Annotated in this window: 28 protein-coding genes; 19 read left to right on the top strand and 9 right to left on the bottom strand. The window is 67.3% G+C overall.

Annotated features, from left to right (window positions below):
- The first annotated feature begins 17 nt into the window (after positions 1-17).
- On the top strand, positions 18-272 hold the full coding sequence (locus ABTW72_RS12160; RefSeq protein ID WP_007465523.1) for a Smr/MutS family protein: 255 nt from the start codon (positions 18-20) through the stop codon (positions 270-272).
- A 370-nt stretch (positions 273-642) separates the two neighbouring features.
- Here the strand turns inward: ABTW72_RS12160 and ABTW72_RS12165 are convergent, their stop codons facing one another.
- The gene (locus tag ABTW72_RS12165; RefSeq protein ID WP_350857666.1) at positions 643-813 is read right to left on the bottom strand and encodes a hypothetical protein; all 171 of its coding nucleotides are present in this window, start codon (positions 811-813) and stop codon (positions 643-645) included.
- Between the two features lie 183 nt (positions 814-996).
- On the opposite strand from ABTW72_RS12165, the gene ABTW72_RS12170 reads away from it, so the two are divergent.
- A complete protein-coding gene (locus ABTW72_RS12170; RefSeq protein WP_350857668.1) occupies positions 997-2,361 on the top strand; it encodes a TIR domain-containing protein in 1,365 nt (454 codons plus the stop codon).
- Between the two features lie 895 nt (positions 2,362-3,256).
- On the opposite strand, the gene ABTW72_RS12175 is transcribed toward ABTW72_RS12170, so the two are convergent.
- From ABTW72_RS12175 to ABTW72_RS12190, 4 genes are all read right to left on the bottom strand, one after another.
- A complete protein-coding gene (locus ABTW72_RS12175) occupies positions 3,257-3,781 on the bottom strand; it encodes a hypothetical protein (RefSeq protein ID WP_350857671.1) in 525 nt (174 codons plus the stop codon).
- Between the two features lie 832 nt (positions 3,782-4,613).
- A complete protein-coding gene (locus ABTW72_RS12180) occupies positions 4,614-5,132 on the bottom strand; it encodes a hypothetical protein (RefSeq protein WP_350857674.1) in 519 nt (172 codons plus the stop codon).
- 369 nt (positions 5,133-5,501) lie between these two features.
- Positions 5,502-6,212 carry a creatininase family protein gene (locus tag ABTW72_RS12185; RefSeq protein ID WP_350857895.1) on the bottom strand — a complete coding sequence of 237 codons (711 nt, stop codon included), beginning with the start codon at positions 6,210-6,212 and terminating at the stop codon, positions 5,502-5,504.
- Between the two features lie 18 nt (positions 6,213-6,230).
- Positions 6,231-7,328, bottom strand: a complete 1,098-nt coding sequence (locus ABTW72_RS12190) for an NsdA family TPR-like regulatory protein (protein WP_350857676.1) — start codon at positions 7,326-7,328, stop codon at positions 6,231-6,233.
- Between the two features lie 284 nt (positions 7,329-7,612).
- On the opposite strand from ABTW72_RS12190, the gene ABTW72_RS12195 reads away from it, so the two are divergent.
- From ABTW72_RS12195 to ABTW72_RS12250, 12 genes are all read left to right on the top strand, one after another.
- A complete protein-coding gene (locus ABTW72_RS12195) occupies positions 7,613-7,933 on the top strand; it encodes a hypothetical protein (RefSeq protein ID WP_112681382.1) in 321 nt (106 codons plus the stop codon).
- A 232-nt stretch (positions 7,934-8,165) separates the two neighbouring features.
- On the top strand, positions 8,166-9,101 hold the full coding sequence (locus tag ABTW72_RS12200) for a hypothetical protein (protein WP_350857898.1): 936 nt from the start codon (positions 8,166-8,168) through the stop codon (positions 9,099-9,101).
- A gap of 82 nt (positions 9,102-9,183) precedes the next feature.
- Positions 9,184-10,056: an FtsK/SpoIIIE domain-containing protein gene (locus tag ABTW72_RS12205; protein WP_350857679.1), complete on the top strand. Its 873-nt coding sequence runs from the start codon at positions 9,184-9,186 to the stop codon at positions 10,054-10,056.
- Positions 10,053-10,262 (top strand): hypothetical protein, encoded by a 210-nt coding sequence (locus ABTW72_RS12210; RefSeq protein ID WP_350857682.1) that lies wholly within the window; start codon positions 10,053-10,055, stop codon positions 10,260-10,262. Before ABTW72_RS12205 ends, ABTW72_RS12210 begins: the two co-directional genes overlap by 4 nt.
- Before the next feature lie 85 nt (positions 10,263-10,347).
- Complete coding sequence (locus tag ABTW72_RS12215) at positions 10,348-10,788, top strand: DUF6197 family protein (protein ID WP_350857685.1); 441 nt, start codon at positions 10,348-10,350, stop codon at positions 10,786-10,788.
- Positions 10,785-11,087: a hypothetical protein gene (locus ABTW72_RS12220; RefSeq protein ID WP_350857688.1), complete on the top strand. Its 303-nt coding sequence runs from the start codon at positions 10,785-10,787 to the stop codon at positions 11,085-11,087. The genes ABTW72_RS12215 and ABTW72_RS12220 overlap by 4 nt, the downstream gene beginning before the upstream one ends.
- A 20-nt stretch (positions 11,088-11,107) precedes the next feature.
- Positions 11,108-11,488 (top strand): RRQRL motif-containing zinc-binding protein, encoded by a 381-nt coding sequence (locus ABTW72_RS12225; protein WP_350857901.1) that lies wholly within the window; start codon positions 11,108-11,110, stop codon positions 11,486-11,488.
- A 70-nt stretch (positions 11,489-11,558) separates the two neighbouring features.
- Positions 11,559-12,278 carry a hypothetical protein gene (locus tag ABTW72_RS12230; protein WP_350857691.1) on the top strand — a complete coding sequence of 240 codons (720 nt, stop codon included), beginning with the start codon at positions 11,559-11,561 and terminating at the stop codon, positions 12,276-12,278.
- Positions 12,275-12,541, top strand: a complete 267-nt coding sequence (locus tag ABTW72_RS12235) for a hypothetical protein (protein ID WP_350857693.1) — start codon at positions 12,275-12,277, stop codon at positions 12,539-12,541. Before ABTW72_RS12230 ends, ABTW72_RS12235 begins: the two co-directional genes overlap by 4 nt.
- Positions 12,541-14,340: a replication initiator gene (locus ABTW72_RS12240; RefSeq protein ID WP_350857696.1), complete on the top strand. Its 1,800-nt coding sequence runs from the start codon at positions 12,541-12,543 to the stop codon at positions 14,338-14,340. Before ABTW72_RS12235 ends, ABTW72_RS12240 begins: the two co-directional genes overlap by 1 nt.
- A 29-nt stretch (positions 14,341-14,369) precedes the next feature.
- On the top strand, positions 14,370-14,558 hold the full coding sequence (locus tag ABTW72_RS12245; protein ID WP_350857699.1) for a helix-turn-helix transcriptional regulator: 189 nt from the start codon (positions 14,370-14,372) through the stop codon (positions 14,556-14,558).
- 1 nt (position 14,559) lies between these two features.
- Entirely contained in the window at positions 14,560-15,783 is a 1,224-nt protein-coding gene (locus tag ABTW72_RS12250; RefSeq protein ID WP_350857702.1) for a tyrosine-type recombinase/integrase, read from the top strand.
- A gap of 182 nt (positions 15,784-15,965) precedes the next feature.
- Here ABTW72_RS12250 and ABTW72_RS12255 read toward each other — a convergent pair whose 3' ends face one another.
- Positions 15,966-16,316: a hypothetical protein gene (locus tag ABTW72_RS12255; protein ID WP_350857705.1), complete on the bottom strand. Its 351-nt coding sequence runs from the start codon at positions 16,314-16,316 to the stop codon at positions 15,966-15,968.
- Positions 16,317-16,455: 139 nt separating this feature from the next.
- Between ABTW72_RS12255 and ABTW72_RS12260 the strand changes: the two genes are divergently transcribed.
- Positions 16,456-16,953 carry an NUDIX hydrolase gene (locus ABTW72_RS12260; RefSeq protein WP_350857707.1) on the top strand — a complete coding sequence of 166 codons (498 nt, stop codon included), beginning with the start codon at positions 16,456-16,458 and terminating at the stop codon, positions 16,951-16,953.
- Positions 16,954-17,016: 63 nt separating this feature from the next.
- Positions 17,017-17,670 carry an SMI1/KNR4 family protein gene (locus tag ABTW72_RS12265; RefSeq protein ID WP_350857710.1) on the top strand — a complete coding sequence of 218 codons (654 nt, stop codon included), beginning with the start codon at positions 17,017-17,019 and terminating at the stop codon, positions 17,668-17,670.
- 251 nt (positions 17,671-17,921) lie between these two features.
- Here ABTW72_RS12265 and ABTW72_RS12270 read toward each other — a convergent pair whose 3' ends face one another.
- On the bottom strand, positions 17,922-18,170 hold the full coding sequence (locus tag ABTW72_RS12270) for a hypothetical protein (RefSeq protein WP_350857713.1): 249 nt from the start codon (positions 18,168-18,170) through the stop codon (positions 17,922-17,924).
- A 194-nt stretch (positions 18,171-18,364) separates the two neighbouring features.
- Between ABTW72_RS12270 and ABTW72_RS12275 the strand changes: the two genes are divergently transcribed.
- Positions 18,365-19,165: a 2OG-Fe(II)-dependent halogenase WelO5 family protein gene (locus ABTW72_RS12275; protein WP_350857716.1), complete on the top strand. Its 801-nt coding sequence runs from the start codon at positions 18,365-18,367 to the stop codon at positions 19,163-19,165.
- Positions 19,166-19,181: 16 nt separating this feature from the next.
- Positions 19,182-20,123 carry a threonine/serine dehydratase gene (locus ABTW72_RS12280; protein ID WP_196919894.1) on the top strand — a complete coding sequence of 314 codons (942 nt, stop codon included), beginning with the start codon at positions 19,182-19,184 and terminating at the stop codon, positions 20,121-20,123.
- A gap of 58 nt (positions 20,124-20,181) precedes the next feature.
- Here ABTW72_RS12280 and ABTW72_RS12285 read toward each other — a convergent pair whose 3' ends face one another.
- Entirely contained in the window at positions 20,182-22,332 is a 2,151-nt protein-coding gene (locus ABTW72_RS12285; protein ID WP_350857719.1) for a tetratricopeptide repeat protein, read from the bottom strand.
- A gap of 280 nt (positions 22,333-22,612) precedes the next feature.
- Here ABTW72_RS12285 and ABTW72_RS12290 point away from each other — a divergent pair, with 280 nt between their 5' ends.
- On the top strand, positions 22,613-23,101 hold the full coding sequence (locus tag ABTW72_RS12290) for a hypothetical protein (RefSeq protein WP_350857722.1): 489 nt from the start codon (positions 22,613-22,615) through the stop codon (positions 23,099-23,101).
- A 107-nt stretch (positions 23,102-23,208) separates the two neighbouring features.
- Here the strand turns inward: ABTW72_RS12290 and ABTW72_RS12295 are convergent, their stop codons facing one another.
- Complete coding sequence (locus ABTW72_RS12295; protein ID WP_350857904.1) at positions 23,209-25,602, bottom strand: M28 family peptidase; 2,394 nt, start codon at positions 25,600-25,602, stop codon at positions 23,209-23,211.
- Positions 25,603-25,873: the final 271 nt, after the last annotated feature.

The following is a 25,873-nucleotide window of genomic DNA, read 5'->3' on the forward strand; positions in this document are numbered from 1 at the left end:
CGGCCGGGGGCTGCGGCATGAAGCTCAAGCTGGACCTGCACGAGATCTTCAACAAGGGCCAGGACATCGACCGGGCGTTGCGCGGGATCATGGACGAGGCGGTGGCGAAGAAGGCCACCCTCGTCGAGATCATCCCCGGCAAGGGGTCCGGCCAGCTCAAGAAGCGGGTGCTGCGGTTCCTCGACCAGAAGGACGTCAAGCAGCTCTACCACCGCGTGGAGAAGGACTCGAAGAACTTCGGCCGCCTTTTCGTCCACTTCCGCTGGAAGTAAGAGCCCCGGCCTCCCGGCCTCCCACGCCACCCGGGCATGGCTCCTGACCTGCCGAAACACCTTCCGGTGGTTTCCGGCACTTTCCGCCGTTGCTCACGCTCGGTTGTGCCGGATTTGTGCCCGGCCTGAACCTGCGGGTCGCCGACTCCCGTCCGGGGATGTGAGCCCAACCTGTCGACCGGTGCCGGGTCGTGCCGCCTAGCCTCGACGGCCAGGTGTAGCCGACGGGTTCCGGGGTGCCGAGGATCAGCTCGAACAGGCCCGAGCGGTCTTCCCGCTGCGCTCGCCGGCCCGTTATCAGGCGAGATGAGCCGCCGGCCTTTGGTCCTGCCGGCGGCTATCATCACGTTCGGCGGTGTTCGGTGAACGTCTAGGCAAGGCGAACGATCGGAGCACCCACGAAGAAGAAGAGGGTGATCAGCAGAGTGGCGATCGCAGCCATGACGAGGAGGGGCTCCGCCCACTCCTTGCGCTTGCGCACGATCAACAGGATGGCGAGGCAGGCCGCGATCAGCGCGACCCAGCGAGCGTCGATGAGCACCTGGCTCCTCCAGTTTTCCGTAAGCGGGGCCGCCGCGCAGGGTTCGGCCGTGATCGCCGAAATTCGGCGAACGAACGCTAGCGTACCCGATGGCGCCCCAGCAAGTCCGAAGGGCATGAGTGTCCGGTGAGTCCATATCGAGAGGTTTCTGCTAAAGATTCTCTTTTGGTTAGGTTGCGGGAGTTGCACCTGGAAAAGGGCGAACCTGCGCTGCGGAAGATCGCAGATGCCACTGGCCATAGCGTTTCGACAGTCCATGCAGCACTTCGAGCCAGGGATGCGAATCCGTCCTGGCAAGTCGTGCAGGCCATTGTCGAATCATTGGGTGGTGACGTCGGTGAGTTCCGAACCCTGTATGACCTGAGCCGGGCTGAACAGCGGGGGCTCAGTGAACGCGCTCATCGCCTATCCAATAACCTTGACATTGACAGACTCGCGATACCAAGAGGGCAGGCCGATGCCGGGCTTGTGTGTTTCTGGAGCTTCGCCAAGCGAGATAATGATCTGGAGAGTGGGCGCATTGTTCGACTCTCCAGGCTCGTCGCCAACGAGTACGAGCTCTTAACGGGTGAGCCGCTGCACATATTTTCCGATCACCTGGAGGTATCGTGGGGCGACAACTGGCGAGACGCTATTGGCGGTGCTTTAGCAAAAACGGCGATCTTCATCCCCGTTATCACTCCATTGTATTTGCGGACGGAGGTTTGCCGACGAGAATTCGTCTCTTTCGCCGGGCGAGCCGCTTCAGTCGATGCTATGGAACTACTGGTACCAATTCTCTACGCCGAAACCCCGGCTATTGCGGACGGAGGCGAGAGTGATGACGGCCTCCCCGCGCTTATTCGTGAGTTGCCGTACATGGACTGGCGCAAGAATCGGCTAAGCGATGAGAATTCAGAGCAGTACCGGACTGCTGTTCATGAGCTTGCTACCCGCCTCGTCGAAGTTGTTTCAAGCGTAACCAAGAAACCCGCACCTCAAATCTGGGCCGAGGAGACAGTTCTTCCAGGCTTTCTAGATCAGTTGGCAAGCGTCGAGGAAGCCGTCGCGTCCTGGTTTCCGATCCTCAGCGATCTAACTATTGAGCTACGGCATGCAGCCGATGCGGCCGATAAGATCCCGGCAGAGTTGGCCAAGGGCGGGAAGCGGACGGCCCGAATTAGTCGATTTGCTCTTCAAGCTCTTTCGGCATTCGCCGAGGAGATTCGGGAGCCAAGCCGAAAGATTGAAGAGTTGGGTCGAAAGTTCGGCGACTCCGTTCGGTCTGCCGACCCCGTCGTTCAGCTGCTAATCCGACAGGCGCGAGACGAGGCATTGCCCGCAGACTTGCGAGGCGAGGTCGATGAGTTCTTTAGAACTCTGAGCGAGATGGCACATGGGGTTGCCACCACCGCGAAGGCTTTGCGAGAAGTTATGGTGGACCTGGAGGACGCCCACGCTATATCTCGCTTCGTTCGCGCTCCTCTTATTCAAATGCGCGAAGGGCTAACCGACTTTGTCGACGCCGAGACGGTCTTGAATGGTTGGGCGCAGCTGGCACGGGGCTAGATCTCTTTTGTTTGACGTCGTCAAGCGTCCCCTTCTGCCTCCCCAAGCGGCTCGTCTCAAGGTGCAGCTCTTGCCGCCTGTGAGGACATGCCCTCGTTGCAGGGGAACCGAAGCGGCTTCGGGAACGTGGCCTGTTGGTCCTGACGTGAGCCAGGCTGATCTCGACGCCAAGGATGCTGCCTGACCTGCGGCTCCAAAACCACCGAGCTGCCTCGAACGCTCCTTCAGCGTCCGGGTTGGTCCGCTGGCGTCCGCCGCGATCGTCACCCAAGTAGTCAGCCGTGCCGGTGCTTGGCTAGCGCCACCCCGATAGCCTCCAAAAGAACCGAACGGGTCACCTAGTCGAGCCCCACCGAGCCGGCCCGCCGGCCAGCCGAGGACAAGGAGAGTGTCTTGACGCTTGCAATAGCAATTTATGCTGCGATCCTCTCCACCCTGTCCTTTGCCTTGGCTGCGGTCTCGTATCGTAGTGGAGGGCCCATATTGGATGTGAGTTGGCAATACGATCAAAGTCGCCATGAGCTAGCTGTTTTCGTTGCCAATACCGGCCGGTCAGACATCACGATCGATTCTGTTGACTTGACGCTGGAGCGCACGACCGTCTCCAGAAAGGGACGCCTTGGCGCTGCGCATATAGATGTAAATATTCTCTCTAGAATCGCGCTGGCCCAGTGGGCGGAGCTGGCAGACACGGACGGACTTCCGCTCCGAATCTCGTCGAATTCGCGGACGACTTGGCAAGTCCCGAGAGAAGTCGTGAGTTCGATGCCATGGGAACATTCATTGAACGATTTGTCTTTGCGGTTCGAGGTAGATTCACCACGCCGGACGGCGCATGTTTGGTTTCGTGGTGAGCTGCTGGAAGATTTCCTGATGGCAACCAAGCCGGACGCCGTCAGCTCCTCACAGAGGAGTCCGGGCGACTCTCACCGGCCCGCGCGCCCGACTGACTGCTAAGCAGACTCTCAATGCCGTTGCCTAGTTTCACCATCGCAGTAGCAATAGCGTCGATTTCGAGAGTCAAAGGCGGCTCGCCTTCAGCGTAAGCTATCCCGAATTGATGGGTTCCAAAGATATAGCTTAGCTCAGGGATGCTGCCTCGCTGTTCACGTCCGATGCCAAGAATGTACTCGTCGTGGTGAGCCACGACGTTTCTGAGCTTCCTGATTCCGGGACACTCGGCCTCGAAGGAAACTACTAGCCGTCGAATGTCGTCTGCCTTGGGTCGAACCACATCCTGTGCCAGTTTTCCCACCAGGGCAGCCGCGAGGCCAACTTGATTCACTGCGACGACAAATAGCCGAGCCTCGGCTCCAGCCTGCACCTGGAGGGCGACGTCAACTGACGACGCGACGGAGAAGTAGCTCCACATTGATTCCTTGGTGCGCTTGGCCTGCGTCAGGGCCGCTGCTAGCCACACACGAAGCTCCTGACGCGCCCAGATCCAAGCTGTCTGCACGTCGTAACTTTCGCTACCACTCCCCGCCACCAGTCAAGTATGAGTTGACGTCAAGCACTTGCCGCCCGGGCACGGGGGAGGCCGTGGTGGGGATGCGGCGCGTGTCCACGGGCAGGCCCACGCCTGCCGGCAACGCCGGCCCGAGGGGTCGCAGAGGCTCCGGGGTCAAGGGCGGCCCGCAGGGCCGTCGCCCAGCGATGCGAAGCACCCTTGAGGTCGGAGGGGCGGCCCCGCATCCTTCGCGCCGCATCCCCACCACGGCCGGCGGCGACTCGCCCCACGGCGCGGCGGTGCGACGGCCGCCGCGCCCCGGCCGGCTGTCGGCCCAACAGCATCAACCATCCTCAGCGCTATCGCCTCCGGCGGCCCCGGGCTTCCCGCTATCCGCGCCAGCCGCCGGGCGTGTTGCGTGGCCGGAGTCGGAGCGCCAGCGGAGCGAGGGGCGCGCGCCCTGGCGGCGGCGCGTGCGGCCCGCTGCGGGCCGCCTTGAAGACGTACAGAAACTTTGAACCACTCCGCCGGCAGTCCGGCTGTCCTCCGTTGACTGATGCGCGACACTCGTCCGTCAACTGATCTGCGACACCTCACTGCGCTTGTCGCGGCATGAGAGAACCCATCACAGTCATGTTTAGTGACGTTGGACTATAAAGAAACGGATCGTCCTACTGGCGTGACCCCGAGGCGAGAGCGTCGGCTGATGAGACGTTGGCGTGCCAACTCGCGTTGCAAGTCAGTACGCCGCAAATTCGCACCAAAATTATATGCGAAGTGATGCTGCCGGCTTTTGCATGGCTTACGTCCCCGGAGATTGCGGGTCAATTGGGAACTTTGACTCAATTATGTCGCCCAGCGCATTCGTTGCAGCGACCAGATCCTTAAGAGTTTCAGTGGATCTTTCGTAGATCGATTCGAGTTCCCCCTGAGGCATCTCACGTAGGCTTTTTTGATCGATCGACAACGCCAACTCCGCACGTCCCGTTGTAGCTTCACTAAACTGCACATAGAATTCCGGGAAGTATGCCGACAACAGCGTTCCAAGGCCACGTCGTGCGGCGCGCCGTCGCTCGGCTTTGCTCCAGCGGCGAGTTAGTTGCGGCTTGGGGGTAAGGAGTGCCTTAATGTCGTCGGTGTAGCCGTATAGCACCGGCGGCCCCACGTTCATTGGCGCGCCAGACTCCACTATCTGCCAATACCGATTGCTAGCCTGCTTGGCTCGGCGCTCTCGCTCGTCATTCAGGAACTTCTGGGTGGCGGCGGCGGATACGCACCATTCGTTCAGTACGGCAAATAGTGCGAGGAGAGACTCGTGCATATTCGGCCACTGTGGAGTCGTGGTCGATCTAGATATAGCTTTCACCACTGCTACGCCGGTCTTGGCTATGCCGGACGCGGCCGCCCACTCTGCTGGCATGCTTGTCTCGTCTCTAAAGTGAGTACGTAGCTGAGATTTCATGATGGCGGAAAGTGGCAAGCCGATGAAAGCCACCTACCGGTGGATGACCTAAGAGCTCGGTCACCGACGAGGTCATGACGTCGTCTGCATGATCAAGTGAACTCACATCGGCAGATCCGTGCGCCGAACGGCCTGCTGCCTAGTTCTCTGGCACATGTCGCACATCAACTGACGGAGATCCGTCGCGCATCTCTTGTCGGACGACATGCGGCAGTCCGGCCGGCCCGGTCAGAGGCCGAGGCTTCCCTGATGCTCGCCGAACGATCGGGTGAGGCTGTCGAGAGCGGCTTTGCCCTTCTCGGCGGTGCCGAGTGAGGGTCGGCCGATGACGCCGCTGGTGGTGTAGGCAGCCATGCCGAGCGTCAGCAGGTGCGGCCGGTGGTCGGCCGTCCAATCCGCGGTTTCATTGCCCGCTCGGATCAGCTCGGGGGCTACGTGCAGGAGTAGCGAAGTCTCCAGCTCGCCTGCGTGCATGTCCTCGTGACTGCCGGTTTCCATGCCAGCGTCGGTGCGGGCCTTGGTCCAGTCATGCCCTTGCGGGTAGAGGCTCATCCTGGGTCCGTTGGCTGCGGTGTACTCCTGAACGACGTTCGACAGGACGTAGTTGCCGCCGTGTCCGTTGATGAGGACCAGGTGCTCGACGCCGGATCGCGTCAGGGAGTCCGCGACATCGGTGACGATCGCGGAGAGGGTACGGGAGCTGATGCTCACTGTTCCCCGCCAGCTTGAGTGTTCGTGGGAGCAGGAGATGGTGATGGGCGGGAGAAGCATGACCGTGTGGACTGTCGCGATATCGCGAGCTATCGCCGCAGCGACGACGGTGTCTGTGACCAGCGGCAGGAAGTCGCCGTGTTGTTCGAAGCTGCCGACTGGCAGCAGCGCGACCTTGGCGTTTCGCTCCTTCTCGTCGGCTGCCGTGGCAGCCGTAACCAGCTCCATCACCAGAGTTTGGCTCCTTCACGCTGTCGTCAACTGCTTGATGGCAAGGCTCAGTTCAGATACTTCCTCATCGCGCCGCCATGGCGCCAGGCGCTCGCGTAGCCGACGCAGCTCCGACAGTGCGCGGGCTGAGGTGGCCGTCCGAACGGTACGGACCGCGTGGTGTCCCACTCGACAGGCTGTGGCCTTGTCGCCTGCCGCCGCGTGAGCCAGCGCAAGCCGCGTCTCGCACAAGCCTTGATCACGGCGCATCCCGGTAGGCATGGTTGCCAGAGCTTGCCGGAATACCGGAATCGCCCTGTCCGGAGCGTCAAGGTCGGCCCAGCAACTGGCTGCCTGCATCTCGATGTATGCCGGGGTGCAGTAGGACGCCAGATCGTCGGCGTCGGCTCCTGGTCGCTCAAGCTCGTGCGTCGCAGCGTCGATTGCCCGACGGGCGTCCTCCGCGAGTCCGCGCAACGAGTACGCCCGTGCTTGCTGCGCAAGTACCAAAGCGCGAACCCTCGGCGAGACATGCCGGGCTTCGCGTAGAGCTGCGGAGCCAAGGCCGATGGCACGGTCGAACCCGCCAAGGTCGTTCGCGATGTTCGATTTTCGCATGAGCAGGTATGCCGTCTCGGTCGGCTCACCAATGGCCATGGCGTAATCCATGGCACGATCAGAGTAATGCATCGCGCTCTTGGGGTCGCCCGCGTCCTGGTAGAGCCACCCGGCGAATTCGTTGTAGCGGCATGCCCACAAGAGCAAGTCGTTCCTCACGTCGTTCTTAGCTCCGGGAAGGATGTCGTCGATAAGCGCTGCCTGCGCGCGGACAACATCGACGAGATGATGCGGACCCATCAGATTGTCGGCCCTGACGTGTTGGTCGAAGACTGACCGGAAGTAGTCAATCGTCTCCCGATCGACGGACGGTGCCACTCTCGGGTTCCCCCGGCCCGCCTCGGTGAAGCCCAGCTCGTCCTCGTCTCGCTCGTAGACAGTGCAGAAGAGCTGTCGGTAGACCACGTCGGGTTTTCCGGTGCCGTTTTCCCAGCGAGACAGCATGGTCTTGAGGCTGGCCTGGCCAGCGATCGTTACGCCCTCCCTCCGGGCTGCCGCCAGCAGCGCCGCGACCACCTTTGACTGCTTCCAGCCCAAGTCGAGCCGTACTCGTTGCAACAGCGTCGCTGCTTCCTCGACTCGCCTAGCCGTCATGGCTCTCCCCGAAGATTGGTAACACCTACTTGGAAGCCATTATGTCTGGTCGATGCGACAACTTGAAGAAGTTAATACCACCTGCTGTTGCCTTGTTAACTTGCCTCATCTGGCATCTGAAGCCGGCGCATCGTCTCCTTGAGTCACGGGCCGATCGGTCCAGACAAGAAAAGGATCCTTGGATCCTCTAGACGAAGGAGATCTTCGTGAAGCTGTACGTGGACACCCAGAGCAAGCAGGTTCAGGTGACGAAGGACCCGGAGCCGAAGAACGACCAGAACGGCAATCAGCGGTCGGAGAAGAACACTGGCCGGCTCATGTGGTCGACCCAGGTCTTCGTGCTCGACGAGACTGGCGGCGAGATCATCACCATCACCACGGCGGGTGAGAAGCCGGGCGTGACGGTGGGGCAGCTCGTCGCTGTCGAGCAGTTGGAGGCTATTCCGTGGGCGACCAACGGGCGTAACGGCGTCGCGTTCCGTGCGATCACGTTGAAGCCGAAGGCTGGTAACTCGGCGGCTAAGTAGGTTCCTCGCTCACCGCGCTGTGTGAGCCCTGGTGTCTGACGCAGGAAAGCGGCCTGATGGTCCGCTGAGATTCATGGTCCGGGAGTGGTTCCGACTCCTACATTCCCGGCCTGGTCATCACCTGTGGTGGTGGCATCCCCGCAAGAGCTGGCGCGGGGTCGGTCCGACTCCTACATCTGCCGACCCCGTGCCCTCCAACTCATCCAACCCAATGTGCTTGGGAGGACTCGTCATGTCCAAGTCTAGCCCCCGCCGCTTCGGCGGCAGGTCAACCGGAACGGTGACGGTCATCGAGGCCAAAGTCCACCGCTCCTCCGCACGCAACGCCAAGATGGCGTTCATCCTCACGGCGGTCATCGTCGGCCTGTTGGCGGCCGTGGTGGCCGCTTCCTACATCCACCCCATCCTCGCCGTCTTCGTCGGCGCGCTGATTGGCGTTCCGGTTGGCGGGCTCGTCTGGCTGCTCGTGCGGATCTGGCCGGTGATCCGGCTGCTGTGGTGGTGGACCCCGGAAACCATCCTCGGTGTCCTGCTGCTCACCGCGTGGGTGCAGCTGGCCAACCACACCCCGACCCTGGTGACCCTGCTCGTGGTCGCCCTGGTCGTCGGCGTTCCCGCCGCCATCCGCCCGGTCCGCCGTCAGGTTATTGCCTGGACGTGGTGCCTGATCGTTCGGCACCGGCTGCGCGTGTGCTTCGCGCAGTTCATCATCGCCAACCAGTCCGGCAGCCTGCCGCTGATCCTCTGGGCCAAGCCCACCCCGGTCGGCGAACGCGTCTGGGTCTACCTGCGCCCCGGCCTGTCCGCCAAGGACCTGGAAGGCCGCCTCGACAAGATCGCGGTGACCTGCCATGCCTCGACGGTGCTCATCGAGCACGCTTCGGAGAACAACGCCGCCTATCTGCGGTTCGACATCAAGCGGCGTGAGGTGCTGACCGCCCACGTGAGTTCCCCACTGGTCGACGTGATCGACCCTGCCGCCCCCGTCTCGGCATCGCCGCTGACGGTCCCCACCGCCCTGGACCTGCCGGACGTCGAGGCTCCGACGATCAGGATCCCCGCCCAGGGCAAGCCCGACAGCAAGAAGCCGGCCGCAACGACGGCCAACGGCAGCAAGCCCGCGGCTTCCGCGTCGCCCGAAGCGGACGACGTCTCCGACTGGATCTGACCCAATCCCAACTCGGACGCGAGGAGCCATGGCGGCTCGTTCGTGTGGCTTCTCGCGCCCACGACGCCCAGGAGGGCACCTGATGACCACCACGATTCCCACCACTGCTGAGGCGGTTCCGGTGGGTCCTGGCCTGTCGATGTTCGACCCGATCTTCATCGGGATCGACGAGTTCGGCCAGCCCGTCTACCTGGACGTCGTCTACCGCAACCTGCTTACCGCAGGCGAACCCGGCGGCGGTAAGTCCGGCCTGATCAACAACATCTGCGGCCACGCCGCCCTGTGCGACAGCACCCGCCTGGTGCTCTTCGACGCCAAACTTGTCGAACTCGGCCCCTGGCGCGACCTCGCCGACGCGTTCATCGGCCCCGACATCGACCAGGGCATCGAGGTGCTGCGTCGCCTCCTGGTCGTCGCCACGAACCGCTACGCCTGGCTGCTGGCCAACCGGCGCCGCAAGCTCGCCGACGGCGACGGCATGTCCGTCATCGTCACCATCATCGACGAACTCGCCATGTTCTCCACCGTGCTCGGCACCAAGGCACAGCAGGAAGAGTTCTCCACCCTCCTGCGAGGGCTCGTCTCCCTCGGCCGGGCCTGCGGCATGCCCGTCGTTGCCGCGACTCAGCGCCCGTCGTGGGACATCATCCCCGCCAGCCTGCGGGACCTGTTCGGCTACCGGGCCGCGTTCCGGTGCACCTCGCTGAACAGCTCGAACATCATCCTCGGTCAGGGCTGGGCCGAGCAGGGCTACACCGCCTCCGACATCTCACCCACCAACCAGGGCGCGGCCTACCTCCTGGCCGAAGGCGGCGTTCCCCGCCGCATCAAGGCCGCCTACCTCACCGACACCGACATCTACAACATCGCCGACTACGCCGCCTGGACCCGCCGCCCTACCAACGGCACCAGCACCCCCACGGTCAACCCCACCGAGTGGGAGATGGCGGCATGACCACCCGCGAGCGCACCTACGCCAAGGCCAACAACCAACGCGCCGCGCAATTCACCGAGATGTGGATCGTCGGCTCACCCGAGGACCTGGCCGTGATGCTCCACGCCGCCGGCCAGACCGGGCGACTCGTCTACGTCTCCGCCCCGCGCCCGATGGGCGGCGACGACACCCGCCACCGCCGTTACCTGCGGCTGCGCACCCACTAATCGGCCGACAGGACCAGACGACCGCCTGCCAGCAGAGCTGGCCCTGCCGACCTCCACCAACAGCCCCCGAAAGGACGTGGTTGCCATGAAGGCTACCCAAAACCCACCCACACAGATCCAGGCCACACCTGCTGATCTGCTGCGGATGGCTGCCCTCTACCTGCGCCGGCACGGCTGGCACCAGGGCACCTACTACGCCCACACCACCGACAACCCGACTCCGCCGGCCTGCGCCGCCGGGGCCATCGGCATCGCCTGCGCCGGATACACCGTCGAGCACTTCTCCCAGCTCGACCCCGACGCCCTCGCCGACTACCTCGCCGCCCTGGGCGTGTTCGTCGACTACCTCGACACCACCGCCCCGGTCTTCCACATCGACGAGGACGGCTATCTGCTCGACGAGCACACGTCCCCGTACTCGTGGAACGACGACCCGGCCCGCACCGCCGAGCAGGTCATCACCGCCCTCACAGCGGCTGCCAGCGAATGGGACTACCTCCGCACCACCGGAGGTGAGAACGCATGAACACCGTCAAGGCGTCCTTGACTCCGAACCTGCCCCGGCAGCGGCGTCGGGACGTCGTCGAGAACGACGCCTTCGCCTCGTTCGCTCGGCGCATCATCCGCGCCCACGGCCGCCGCGTCGCTACTGGAGACGTCGAAGCACTCCGGGACCTCGTCGCCCTGTCCTCCGTCATCGACGACGCCATCGGGGAAGCCGTGGTCGGCCTGCGGGCCTTCGGCTACTCCTGGGCCGAGATCGGCTCCCGCCTCGGCATCTCCCGCCAGGCCGCCCAACAGCGCTGGGGTGGTGACATGCCATGACCGACCTCCGCGCCGTCGATTTGGACAACCTGGCCGAGCGCACCGGTATCCGGGTCGAGTTCTACGACCCGCTCGGCACCCGCTACGGGTTCCCCACCTTCCCCTACCACTGCGCCCCCACTGGCCTGGCCACCCTGCGGCAACTCCGCGCCGCCGGCCTACGCCCGGGAGGGCACGACCCGGTTGCCCAAATCTATTGGCGACACCGCACCAACCGGCGGGTCGCCTACCTCTACCGCACCGACCTCGCCGCACCCAAGCGCGTCGCTACGCCCGCGCAGCGGGAGGCCATCGCCAAAGCCCTGCTCGCTCGCCGGACCTGCCGGCGCTGCGGGCAGGTGAAGCCCTACTACATCCCCCGCCGCTACGGCTGCTGCCTCGACTGCCACGGAGGCCACTAATGGCTGCCCTGATCACCTTCGCCGTCATCCTGCTCATCGGCATCGCCATGGCCTACCTGGGCGGCATCCGATGAACCGCGAACCGGCCGGCACCCGCCTTGAGGGCCTGGTCCTGGTCCTCATCCTCATCGCGGTCGGCGGCTCCGCCGGAGCCGCGTCCTTCACCCACGTCCACGACTGGACCATGGCCAACAGCCCCGACAACACCCCGGGATGGTTCGGCTGGGCCAACGCCGTCATTTCCGAACTTGTCCCCATCGCCGCCCTCCTGACCATCCGCCGACGTCGCCGCACCGGCGCTCCCATCGGCTACCCGATGGTCCTGCTCATTGCCGCCGCCGGCCTCTCCCTCGCCGCACAGTTGGCGGTTGCCAAGCCCGGCCCGTCCGGGTGGCTCCTCTCGGCGGTCCCCGCGCTGGCGTTCATGGCCCTGGTCAAACTCGTCCTCGCCCCCGCACCCAACGCGCAACCCATGACGGCTCCCTCAGAGCCGGGGCAGCCGATCCGCGTCCAGGTGGCCGAGCAGGTCGCCACCGAGCCGGCACCACCGGCCGCCATCACCCCGGCTCCCGAGCCGACCCCGGCCGTTCAGCCGGAACCCCTCACCGTGCCGGCCTCGGAGCCGGTCGATGTCCCCGCCCACCTGCTGCCTACCGCCCGTTTCGCGGCCGTGCAGCACGAACAAGCCACCGGAGCACCCATCACGCCCGCCGAGCTGGCCGACCGACTCGACGTCAGCACGGTCGTCGCCGGGAAGCTGCTCGCCACGATTCCCGGGGGTGCGCGATGACCATCGTCTTGGTCGACATCGAGCAGGTCACCCACACCTGCCCCGCCTACCCAGACGCCCACCCGTTCGACATCCGCCGAGCCCTCATCGACGTCATCCCCGGCGGCCCTTGCCGGGCACCGGTCACCATCCGCTGCGGTGACACCACCGCCCTGATCCCGTGCCGCCGGCACGAACCGGTCAAGCGCCAGTGCGGCGCCTGCCGGGTCATCGTCACCGAACACACCATCACCACCCGCCACCTCACCGAGGTTGGCGGCTGATGGCCTCGACGCTGGACCTCACACCCCGGACCGCTCTGGCCCGGGGTGTGGGCTCGAACGCCGACACCATCCCCGTCCACGACTACACCGCCACTGGTTCCGCCTTCACCCGCGCCACGAAGCCCGACTACTTCGGGTGGCTGGAACACGTCCGCGCCGCCGCCGGCTGCACCCGACCCATCCGCCTCGCCGGCCAACTCCTCACCGTCGAGCAGTCCACCGGCCGCGTGTTGGAACAACGGCACACCGATGCGATGCCGGATGCGGCGATTTACACCGCGTGCGGCAACCGCCGCGCCACGGTCTGCCCGGCCTGCGCCCACACCTACCAACGCGATGCCTTCCAACTCCTGCGCGCCGGCCTTATCGGCGGCAAAGGCGTCCCCGAGACGGTCACCCAGCATCCGGCGGTGTTCGCCACCTTCACCGCACCGTCCTTCGGGACCGTGCACACCCGCGCGGTCAAGCGGCACACCTGTGGCAACCGCAAACGCTGCGACTGCCGGCCTGACCCGTGCCACGCCCGCCGCGACACCGGACTCTGCGAACACGGCCGACCCGCCGTCTGCTGGGCACGACACGAACCGGGTGATGCGGTGCTCGGGCAGCCGCTGTGCCTGGACTGCTACGACCACACCCACCAAGTCGTGTGGAACCTGTTCTCCGGGGAGCTGTGGCACCGCACGAAGCAAGCCGCGGAACGATGGCTCGCCAAACTCGCCCGCCGCCGGGGGATCCCCCGCGTCCACGTCGTTACCACCTCCGGCAACACCCGCAAGGTTCCGCCGGTTCGGCTGTCACACGGGAAGGTGGCCGAGTTTCAGGCACGCGGGGCGGTGCACTTCCACGCCCTGGTGCGCCTCGACGGCGTCCACCCCGACGACCCCACCGCCGTCATCCCACCACCGGCCGGCTTCACCGTCGCGGACCTGGACGACGCGATCCGGGCCGCCGTCGAGCAGGTCGCCTTCACCACCCCGGCCCACCCCGACCGGGCCGGTGGTTGGTCGATCGCGTGGGGTGACCTGGGTAAGGGCCTCGACATTCGACCCATCAGCCTGACCGGAGACGGTGAGGTCACTGACAGCATGGTCGCGGGTTACCTTGCCAAGTACGCCACCAAGAGCACCGAGGTAACCGGGCACCGCTCCGTCAGGCTCGACGCCGACTCCATCGGCGACTACGCCGACCCCGACGGCGACCACACCGCCCGCCTCATCGACGCCTGCTGGCACACCGGCCGACCCACCGGAACACCCGTCCCCCTCTCGGAACGGTCCCGGGACCACCGGCCCACACCCGGCTTCGTGAAGCGCTGGGAGTGCCCTGACTGCGGCACCCACACCCGCTACGCCGCCTGCCCCGTCTGCGTCGCCCACCGTCAAGCCGCCCTTGACGCCAAATCGGCCAAACCAGCGACCGGCAACCCGTACACCCGGCTGCGGCGGTGGGCGCACATGCTCGGCTTCGGCGGCCACTTCCTCACCAAAGCCCGCCGCTACTCGGTGACCTTCCAACTCTTGCGCGACATCCGCGTCACCTACCGACGCCACGAGCACGAGCACCAGGCCGACGGGCAACCCGGCGCCCTCCGCGCCGTCGACCACCTCGACCAGGACGACACCACGCTCATCGTCGGCACCCTCACCTTCGCCGGCGTCGGCTGGCACACCACCGGAGACGCACTCCTCGCCAACACCGCCGCCGCCCTCGCCCGCGAACGACGAAACACCGGCCGCGAAGAACTCGCCCACGAACTCGCCACCACCCCGGCCGGCGCTGCGCCGGTAGCCGCGTAACCCGTCAGCTAGTGAGGAGCACAAGATTAATGACTAGGCGCACAATCGAACCGCTCTGGACCGTCGAGGAGGTATCCGCCTACCTCGGCGTACCCGTCGCCACGCTGTATCAGTGGCGTCACCGTCGCGTCGGCCCGCCCGCATCACGCGTTGGTCGCCACCTGCGCTACGACGCGGCCGACGTACGGGCCTGGCTTGTCGAGAGGCAGGCGTCCTGAGATGCCGGTCGATGACCTCTGGTACTTGGGCAAGCGTGGTTCGGACGGCAAGCGGCTACCGTCCAAGCGGCATGGCCGGGGGAAGCGCTGGCGGGTCCGGTACGTCGACGACGCCGGCCACCCTAAGCAGAAGCTGTTCGAGCGTAGGGTTGACGCGGACCAGTTCGACGTGAACACGCGGGCCGACGTCTCCCGAGGCCAGTACGTCGACCCGGCCGCCGGCAAGGTCACGGTGACGGCCTACGGCGAGCAGTGGCGCAAGCACCAGTTGCACCGCGATGCGACTGCGGCGCGCATCGAGATGACGCTGCGCGTGCATGTCGAACCGATCCTTGGTCGGATGCAGCTCGCGCAGGTCCGCCCGTCGCACCTTCAAGCGTGGGTGAAGGACCGGGCGAGGGTGCTCGCGCCGTCCTCACTTCGAGTCGTTTACCACGTGCTGGCCGGAATGTTTGAGGCGGCGACACGTGACCGGGTAATCGGCCGCAGCCCGTGTGTCGGCATTCGGCTACCGGAGATCGAGCGCGCGGAACGGTTCATTCCCACGCCCGAACAGGTGCATGCACTTGCTGACGCGTTCAGCGTCAAGCCGGAACCTGGCAAGCCGAGCCGGGAGCGATATCGGGCGCTGGTGTACCTGGCTGCCGGCGCTGGTCTGCGTCAGGGCGAAGCTTGGGGCCTGGAGCTGGAGCACGTCGACTTCCTGCGCCGGGAAATCCGCATTGTTCAGCAGATTGTCACCCCGCCGGGCAAGTCGCCACGGCTCGCACCGCTGAAGACTGCGACCAGTCGGCGAACCGTCGAGATGGGCCAGGTGGTCGCTGATGCGCTCGCCCGGCACATCGAACTCTTCCCGCCGATCGACGTGGGGCTTCTCGACGAGACGAACCCGCGCAAGCCGGTGACTCGCACGGTGAGGCTGTTGTTCACCAGCGGCCGTGGCAACCCGATCCAGCGAACCGGGTGGGCGTACCCATGGAAGAAGGCCGTGGAAGCGGTCGACGGGGTACCGGAGGGGTTCGGGTATCACGGTCTGCGCCACTACTTCGCCACCCTTTTGATCCACGGCGGGGCGAGCGTGAAGACGGTTCAGATGGCGCTGGGGCATGCGACGCCGATCATCACCCTGAACACGTACGCGGGGGAGTGGCCGGAGGCGATCGATCGGACGCGGAACCTGGTCGACGCGGCCCTATCTGGTGCTCGGCTGGCGGTGGGCCGGTGATGGCCCGAGCTGTGCCCGATCTGTTCCCGCAATCTCCGGTTGGCATTGCGCCGCAGGTCAACGCGCTGGTCTGCTTTGGTTCGTACAGTTCCGCTGGAAGTAGCAGCGTTACGGCCTCTCACCTGCGTTTCCGGGCGCTTCCGGGAACCACTGACCGTGTACGAAGCCTGGCGGTTCCTGATTCAGTGCTCGCCGACCGCCGGATCGTCTTGGGCTTGCATTTCGCGCAGCGCCTCGTCGGCGGCGATGACTTCCGGGTACCACTGCCGGTGCACCTTGTACGTGTGGTCGAGCTCGAACTTGTAGTAAAGCCCGGTCGGCTTGCCGAACCAGAAATCGCGCGAGAGACGCTGTACCTCGCTGCTGCCCAGAACGAGAATCGCGCGGTTGGTGACCACGAAGGTCTCCGCCGGCACCGTGAAGATCCCCGAACCGGCTAGCGTGACGAAGCCCGTCTGGATCTGCTCGCCGGGCTCCAAATACGGTGCCGCCCGCGTGGCGATCATCTTGGCCCGTCGTTCCTTGTAGCCCACGGCTTCCTCTCACACCAGACGCGCTTCCGGCCGGCCTGATTCAGGACAGGGCGCATTGGGCATTCGACCTTATCACTGTCACACGCTGTCGGCGCCGTGGCGGGCGTCGACGGTGATCGTTGACCCGTAGGGTGTCCTGATGTCGACGGTGAACCTGCGGCGATCGGTCCGTGCGATCGTCCTCGACGAGGACGACCACGTCCTGCTGCTCCGACTCGCCATACCCGATCCGGCTGGCACGATCGCCGTTTGGATCACTCCCGGGGGTGGCGTCGAAGACGGCGAGACACCGCTGGCCGCCCTTCGGCGAGAGCTGCGCGAAGAAATCGGCCTTGCTCTCGACGCCGACCCGCCTCAGGTCTGGCGGCAGGAAATAGTCGCCTCCGGGCGCGCACCCGGTCACGATGGCGTCGTGAACGACTACTTCCTCGTTCGTACCGCGTCGTTCAGGCCGCGCGGTTCGATGAGCGATGAAGAGCTCGCAGCCGAGCACGTCGTCGGCTGGCGTTGGTGGTCGCTGTCGGAGATCAGGGAACACCTCGGCCCGGAACTGTTCTCACCCCGCGACCTCGCCACGCCGTTGGCCGCACTGATCGCTGGCGGAGTACCAACCAAACCCGTGGCGCTTGGCCTCTAGGCAGAGCTGAGCGGACCAGACGTGGAGACAGACTGGGGTGCGGTACGAAGCCGCACACTTCGGGTGCGTAGTGCCCTGACGGGCCGATCGGGTGCCCGCCTCTTGCCCGGTCATCGCCCGCTGGCTCCTCTGACCGACAGCGAACTCACCGAGGCGGAGCAGCAGTTCGGTGTCACCTTGCCCGACGGATACCGGGAGTTCCTGCTGCATGTCGACTCGGGCGGGATCGGGCCGGTGAACCTGCGCCGGTTATCGCGCGGGTCCAGCCGCTGGGCATGGGAGGACGACCAGGAGACGGACCATGGGGCTCTGACGACGCCGTTTCCCGACCAGGACTCGTACGAAGGTCAGTGGGACGAGCTCGAAGCTGTGAAGCCGCAGCTCGCAGACGAGGCCGGCTGGGCAGCCTGGAACCGGCGCAGCAACGACGTCGAGCGGGCACAGACCACTGGGGTGGTATATCTCAGCGACAACGGATGCGGCTTCTACACGCTGCTTGTCGTCTCCGGCACCGAACGAGGCAACGTCTGGTTCGATCGGCGCGCCTCCAGCGACGTGATCGTGCCTCTGCGCCACCAGGACGGCAGGCACGTCACCTTCACTGACTTCTACCTCGACTGGCTGGGCGCTGCGGAGCAGACGCTGGCGACACGTGGAGGACCGGTGCGCAGCTACGACATTCAGGCACCGATCTGGGAAGGACGCTTCGACGACTGAACCGGCACTGATCAGTGCGGATCGACGGCGACGAGTAGATCGACTGCTCCCTCGACGTTGGTCGCCCTGGTCCCTCCAATGCCGCGATCTTGCACTTTCTGTCCCGGCTTAAAGGGCATTCCCACGCCTTTCGGCGACAGAAACTGCAAGATCGGCGCGGGATGGACGCAACGTCTGTCCTTGGCTAAGCCCGGCTAGTTGCGGCGGTGACAGGGTCATCGCCGGAGTATCCGCTGTTGCGCGAGGGAGCGTCAGCCCGCGAGGGTGTCGGCGCGGGCGCCGTGGCCGGCCGGGCGTCGGGACCAGCACTGTGGGCGCTGCCGGACGGCGAGCTCCAGAGCCTGATGGTCGGACTCGATCATTTCCCGGGCTATTCGACGCGCCATTTCCAGGCGGTCGATGTGCAAGTCAAGATCCGTCGGGCCGGCGCCTGCCATCTCGAACTCCTTGTCAGCGTTCGAACTAGTCGCATCATGCGTCACGCCGAGAATCGTCACCATTCCCCGATCGGTGGAAAGCTTCCGCCGGACGGTTTGGTGTCGCGTACCCCGGTTGCGCCGATGGTAGCGGTGACCGCGCCACGCGGCCCGGAACTGCGGTTACCGCGTCTTGCCTGCGGTTTGTACATTGCACGGTGCGCGGGTCGGGGGGCGCGACAAGTCCGGTGAGGGATCTTCGTTACGAGAGGACCGCCGTGCAGCATTCGAGCACTACCGATCCCTTGTTCGTCGCCGTCGAATCAGAATCGATCACCCGAGCGGATGTCGCCGGGCTCATCGCGGGGCGGGTGGCCGCCGTTCGGGTGCCGGGGTTGCTCTCCGCGGCCCGCTGCCAGGCGATCACCGCCGCCCTCGCCAACGCGCCGATGGACCGCTACGACGAGAGCCGGGTCTTTCCCCTCGTCGCCAAGTTCGGCCCGGCCATCAACGACCACCGGGCCGCCGGTGAACTCCGCGAGGACTACTGGGAGGCGGCCCGCGCGGCCGAGAAGAGCTGGTCGACGCTGGGCCTGTCGGACTCGCCCCGGGACCTGTGCCTGGCCGCATTCCGCGGTGCGTGGCCGGATGTTGCACCCGGGCGGCGGCAGGGTCGGGAGATGCACGTCGGCATCGTCCGCGAGATCAACGCGGGGCTCCAGGTGCACTTCGACGACGCGGTACGGGAGTACGCGGGCCGGCTGCTCGACGGCGAGGTGGTGGCCCAGTTGGCGTTCAACATCTACATCCGGGTGCCACCGGCCGGTGGTGAGACCGTGCTGTGGCGGCGGCGCTGGCAGCCGGACGACGAGCCGCTGCGGATCCCCGGCGGATACGGCTTCCAGGAGGCGGTGGCCGCCGACACGCAGTCGTTGACGTTGCGCCCCACGCTCGGGGAGGGCTTCCTGTTTGATCCGCGGCACTACCACACGGTGCGTCAGGCGTCGGATGGCCGACGGATCTCCATAGGATGTTTCGTCGGGCTCACCGACGATGGTCGACTGGCCCTCTGGTCGTAGTGAAGGGCGTTTCCCCATGGTGGACAGAAGCGACGTCGAGGCGGCCGCGGCCCTCGTCGAGGGGCGGGTCCGGGAAACCCCGGTCATCGCCGTCGACGGCGCCGATCTGGGTGTGCCCGGGCAGCTCAGCCTCAAGTTGGAGTTGCACCAGCACACCGGCTCGTTCAAGCCGCGTGGCGCGTTCAACCGGATGCTCCAGGGGTCGTTGCCCTCGGCCGGGGTGATCGCCGCATCGGGTGGCAACCACGGCCTCGCCGTCGCGTACGCGGCCCGGTCGTTGGGCGTGCCGGCGGAGGTCTTCGTGCCGGTCACCGCCTCGCCGGTGAAGGTGCAGCGGTTGGCCGGATTGGGCGCACAGGTGCGCCAGGTGGGCCAGCACTACGCCGAGGCCCTGGCCGCGAGCACCCAGCGGGCCGGGGAGACCGGCGCGCTGGTCGTGCACGCGTACGACCAACCGGAGGTGGTGGCCGGTCAGGGCACCGTCGGCCGTGAGCTGGAGCGGCAGGTGGACGGGATCGACACCGTGCTGGTGGCGGTCGGTGGCGGCGGGTTGGTGTCCGGTATCGCCAGTTGGTTCGGTGGCTCGGTACGTGTCGTGGCGGTCGAGCCGGAGCAGATCCCCACCCTGCACTCGGCCCTCAAGGCGGGCCGGCCGGTCGACATCGAGGTGGGTGGCATCGCCACCGACTCGCTGGGTGCCCGGCGGATCGGCGAGATCGCCTTCGACACCGCCCGCCGAACCGAGGTGGTGTCCGTGCTGGTCCGCGACGAGGACCTGGTGCGGGCGCGCCGGTTGCTCTGGTCGGAGCTGCGGGTCGCGGCCGAGTTGGGTGGTGCCGCCGCGCTGGCCGCGCTGGTCGGCGGCGCGTACGTGCCGCAGCCGGGAGAGCGGGTGGCAGTGATCATTTGTGGTGGCAACACCGACCCGAGTGACCTGGGCCCGGCCGCGCCGCACTGACCGGCCGCGCCGCACTGACCGGCCGCGCCGCACTGACCGGCCGCGCCGCACTGAGCGGTCAGTCGCCGTTGCGCAGCCGGCGTAGCGCGTGCTCCACCTGGAGGGTGTCCAGGTGGGTGTCGCCGAGGAGTCGGCGACGGTCGGCCAGCAACTGCTCGTACACCTCGATCGCCGCGTCGACCTGCTCGTCCAACAGCAGCACCAGGGCCAGGGTGGACCGGATGGCGAGCACCTCGCTGCGGTCGGCGTGCCGGGGTTCCACTGTGGCCAGGGTGGCCCGCAGCTCGGCCTCCGCCTCGGCGAGCCGGTCCTGCGCCTGCATGCAGCGGGCCAGCGTGTGCCGGGCCTGCCAGGTCTCCGGTTGGTTGAGCGGCCACAACCGGTAGCGGACCTCCAGGATGGCGTGCAGCATCTCCTCGGCCTCGGGCGCCCGTTGCTGGGCCAGCACCGCCAGCGCCAGGCTGTGCCGCACGATCATGGTGTCCCAGTGCTCCGGGCCGCGTACCTGGTCTTCGGCGGCGACGATCTGCCGCAGTTCCAGCTCGGCCTCCGGCCACTGGCGCTGCGCCATGATCGCTTTGGTGAGCTTGTGCCGGCTGGCGAGGGTGTCGGCGTCGTCGCTGCCCAGCACCCTGGTGCGGTCCGCGATCACCTCGCGGAGCACCCGGTCGGCCATTTCCGGCTGGTTGCGCTCCAGCCAGGTGCGCCCCAGCTCGTGGCGCAGCGCCAGCACCTGCGGCCGGTCCAGGTCGTGGTCGTACGCGGCGCAACCGCGCACGATCGGGTCGAGGATGTCGAACGCCGAGCCGGGTAGGCCGACCGCGATGAGGTAGCGGGCGGTGAGTCGGGTCAGCTCCAGCGCGCGGCGTACCGTCTCGGGGTCGTGCTTGTGTTTCTGCGGCACGAGGTATTCCCGCACGGCCTCGACCAGGTGCGGCACCAGCACGTCCCAGTTGGTCCAGGCCGCCGAGTCGTCCGGGTTCTGCCCCTCGGTGGCGGCGAGCAGCAGCTTCATGACCAGCCCGTGGTATTCGGCGATCTGCTCGCGCACCTCGTCGCGGTCGCGGAACATCGCGTGCACCAGTGGGTGCAGCGAGAGCACGTGCGCGAACGCCGGGTCGGTGACCTCCTCCTGCACGTCGAAGTCGACAAGTGCCAGGTTGCCGATGCCCTCCAGCACCTTCACCCGCTGCCGGCCGGTGAGCCCCTTGAAGAGCGGCGACTCGGCCAGGATGGCCGGCTTGAGCACCACCTCGTAGGGCACCGGGGAGATGCTCAGGCAGGCCAGCACGTTGAGCAGTGGTCGGCTCTGTTGGAGCTGGCGGCGGGCCAGCAGGTCCAGTGAGATGTCGTCAACCTCGCGGACGATCTCCAGACCGAGGGACTCGTCGAGGTCGACGTCGGCGGCGTCGCGCGGTGAGCGGAACCGCCGCTGCACGGCGGTGCGGTAGTCGGCGAAGGTGGTGATCGTGGATGAGCCACGCCAGACCGGGCTGGCGTTGACCGACCGCAGGTAGTTGCCGGCGGCGCGCAGGGCGAGAGGCAACCCGCCCAGCTCGCGGGCAAGTTCCCGGGCGTCGGCCAGGCCGCCGGCCTGGGCGCCGGCCCGGTCGATGAGCACCTTCGCGCCGGCGTCGGCGTCGAGCGGGCGCACCTGGTGCAGCACCGACCAGGTGCCCCAGGTGGCCCGGTTGCCGTCCCGGCTGGTCACGATGACCATGCCGTCGTCGGCCTCCGGGCTGCGCAGCCAGCCGGTGCCGTCGGCGAGCACTCCGTCGGTGGGGCCCAGGCTGGAGGGCTCGTCGGCACTATCGAAGATCAACAACCAGGGCTGCGCGGCCTGGTTGAGGTAGCGCCACACCAGGTCGGTGGCGCTGATCATCCCCGCCCAGGCCTGGTCGACCTGGGTCTCCGACGCGCCGAGTTGGCTGACCACCTCCCGCATCCCCGAGTTGAGCCGTCCCGCCTGCACCCACCAGACCGTCCGGCCGCCCGCGCGGGCCCGCCGGGCGATCTCCAGCGCGACGTGGCTCTTGCCGGAGCCGCCCATGCCGCACAGGATGTGCACAGCGGGCCGGCCCTGGTCGGTTTCCCCCGGCTGGACGATTTCGTCGATCAGATCGTCGCGCCCGTGCAGTGGGCTGTCCAGTCGCCCGAGCGGTGGATCGACGGAGACCCGACTCGGCCGGTCGTACGCAGGCCGAGGCACGCCGGCATCCTCGGGTGGAACGTCCGCAGTCAATGCGGTCCCCCTTCGGTGGCGAATTCACAATGGGGCGGCGGCGAAAAATCCTGCCCATGGTGGACAGTCGGAGGGATTGCCACGCGCACCATGTCGACCGCAAGCGTATCCATCCCCGTACTGGGTTGCACACTCTCCGTTTAGGCCGCCCGGCTGACCAAAATCAGCGCCGGAATTCCCAATTCGCTGCTGATTCCGGCCGATCCGCCGTGCGCGGTACTCGACACGGGCATCCACGATGGACTTTATGAACTGGTCACCGATCCAGGACGTCGTCGACTGGGGTTCCGTGCCGGACTGGTTCGGCGCGGTCGGCTCCATCGCCAGCGTGCTCTTCGTCTACCTCGGCCTGCGGCGGGAGATCCGTGCCCGTCGCACCGACGATCTGCGGGTCCGGGCCACCCAGGCTCGGCTGGTCTCGGCGGTGGCCGAGATTCGTGGCACCTCGGTGCTGCGGGTCGCAGTGGCCAACGAGAGCGACGCCCCGGTGCTGGACGTGGTGGTGCTGGCTCGACTCGTCCCGCCCGACGATCCGGACGCCCCGCCCGTCGGGCTGGCCTCGGCGAAACAGGTCCGTCGGATCCCCGGCCGTGACGTGCACGACCTCTTCGTCACCGTCGCGGCGGAGCATCGTCTCCGCCCGGCCGACACCGTTCTGGTGGACCTCACGTTCACCGACCACGACGGTAACCGCTGGCACCGGGTCGGTGCCGGCCAACCCGAACCGGTGAGCTGACCGAATCGACGCCAGGTGGCATTTTCCGGTCCGAGAGGAAAGCCGGTCCGAGAGGAAAGGCGGTGGCCCGGCGGATGAGTCGCTCCGCCGGACCACCCAAACGTCCGTCAGAGGGGATAGGTGCGGGCGACCGCCAACATCTCCGAGCTGTGCGACCCGACGATGCCGACAGCCGGCGGCCGGGGGCGGAAGCCCGGCAGCGCGTCCAGCCCGTCACTGGCGTCCATGGCCCGCAGCGCCACCTGCCCGGCGACCGGGCGCAGAGTCAACGTGACCTCGACGCCCTCCGCTGGCGGGGCGTGGAACACCAGCCCGAAGCCCCACTTCCCGGCGCGGGGCTCCACCGGCACCGACCGTCCCGCCACCTCGGCGCGCAGCACGGTGGCGGTCGACGTGTCGACGTGCAGGGTGGCGAGGCGGGCGGCCCGCTGCGGGGTGAGCCGCAGCCGCAGCGTGCGCTCGCCGCCCGCAGTGGCGTCGGCCAGCACCTCCAGCTTCGGTGCCGGCAGGTTCGCCGGCTGCGCCGGGCCGGCCCGCAGCTCACCGTCGCCGAGGCCGGGGAAGTCGTCGCCCACGTCGGTGACCCCGTCCACGTAGCCGTCCGTCCACGGCTGTGGGTCCGTCTCGTGGCTGAGCCAACGGGCCTGGCCGGTGCCGGCGTCCATGGCGTACATCAGGTGGGTGGGAGCGGGGTGGGCGGCGTCGAAGCGGTCGACACCCAGGCCGACCCCGGCGAGCACGACCGCCGCCACGGCGGCGGCGCCGGCCGGCAGCACCGCGAGTCGTCGGGCCCGCAGCGCGAGCAGGCCACGCTGGCCGCCGGCCTGCGGGTGCAGCAGGTCGACCACCGGCAGGGCGACCAGGCCGAGCAGCACCGCGACCAGCGCGGCCACCCCGCCCATGGCCATTCCCAGCGCGGGGAAGAGCAGAACCACGGTGGGCAGCAGGATGACCACACCCACGGCCGCGGCGGCCGTCACGGCCACCACCGGCCACGGTCCGGTCTGCCGGGTACGCAGCGCGACCAGCCCGCCGAGGGCGCCGGCCAGCGCCGGCACTGTGGTGAGGTACGCCCCACCCGGCACCGCCACGGCGAGCAGCACCCCGAGCACTGCCAGCCAGGCCAGCCCGCCGACGGCGAGCGCGGCCGGGCCGATCCGGCGGCGGGTCAGCGCGTACCAGGTGAACAGGATGGCGGCGGCGAGCGCCAGGACGGCCAGCCGGTACCAGATCGGCCGGTACGGGTCGAGCAGTTCCGCGTACCCCGGTCGGATCGTGGTGATGGCCAGCCAGAGCAGTTGGGCGGCGACCGGCGCGGCGACGATGGGCACCAGGGCCAGCGCGAAGCCGGCGACCAGCCGGCCGGTGCTGGCCCGGCCGCTCCGGCGGGTCAACCAGCCCAGGGCGGCGACCAGGGCCACCGCGAGCGCTGCCAGCGGCAGTGTGAGCCAGCCCGGGTAGCGGACCAGCCCGCCGGGGACGGGGAAGTAGGTGGCGTCGTGTCCGGAGCGCAGGTCGGTCAGGTCGGTGGCACCGAACTCCCGGGCCAGGCCCAACGCGTTGTCCCCGTGTTGCTGGAGGCTGCCCCGGTCCATGGCGGCCGGCGTGTCCAACGGCGTGTGGTAGATCGCGCCCCCGTCGATGTACGCCGAGTTCAGCCCGACGAACTTCTGATCGAGGAAGGCGGTGAAATCGGTGTCGTTGGGCAGCGCGCGGTAGATCTCCACCGCGAACGAGGTGCCGACCGGGTGTGGGGCGGCCCGGCCGAAGATGTCCACCAGCTTCGCGTTGTTCCGGGACGTCTCGAACATGATCACCGGCCCGGTGGAGCCCCGCGCCTCCAGGTTGAGCACCACACCGCCGTCGGCGGCCAGCGGATGGCTGGCGGCGAACGCGGCCGCGCCGCAGAGGCACGCCTCCTCCGCGTCGGTCAGCACGAAGACGATGTCGTTGCGCGGCCGGGGGCCGGTGGTCAGCGCGCGGGCCACCTCCAGGATGGTCGACGTGCCGGCCGCGTCGTCGTTGCCGCCCGGCCCGGTCTGTACCGAGTCGTAGTGGGAGACCAGGAAGACCCGACCCGTCGAGTCGGTGCCGGGCAGCCGGGCCACCACGTTGCGGACCCGGGCCAGTGTCGCGCCGCCCGCCGCCCCGCTGAGCTGACCGGCCTCCGGTGCCACCGTGTCCTGCACCTCGGTCTCCAGGCCCAGCCCCCGCAACTGCTGCTCCAGGTGCGCGCGGACCTGATCGTTGGCCGGGCTGCCGGCGACGTGCGACCGGGCGGCGATCACCTGGACGTCCTCGTACGCGCGGCCGGCGCTGAACGCGCCGGCTGGCGCGTCGGTCGACTTCGGGGCCGGGGTGCGCAGGTCGAGCAGACTGCCGGCGCCGACCGCGGCCAGCGCGACCAGTGCCGCGGCGGCGGCCACGAGCCGCCGACGCGGCCGGGCCAGCGCGCGGCTGGCAGGGTGTACGCCCGGAGTCGGACGGGGCGGCGTGCCCATCGTGGCCGGGGTGGTGGGTGCGCCCACGGGAACTCCTCGGGGGGTGGTGGGGCCTGGGGTGGGATCATCCTGCCCGTCGGGGGCTGCGGATGGGATGGCCGGTACGTCCCGCGTCCATCAGCCGCCCGGTTTGTCCACGGCCGAGCAGTGATGCGCCCCATCCCCGCCCGCGCCGGAGGCATCGTGTTGTGTGCGACCGTTGTCTAATACAGGATCAGCAGGGCACTCGGAAGGAGCCCGACATCACCAGCGAACTCCCGCGTCTCGCGGC

The sequence above is a fragment of the Micromonospora sp. NPDC127501 genome, assembly GCF_040302185.1.
Lineage (GTDB): Bacteria > Actinomycetota > Actinomycetes > Mycobacteriales > Micromonosporaceae > Micromonospora.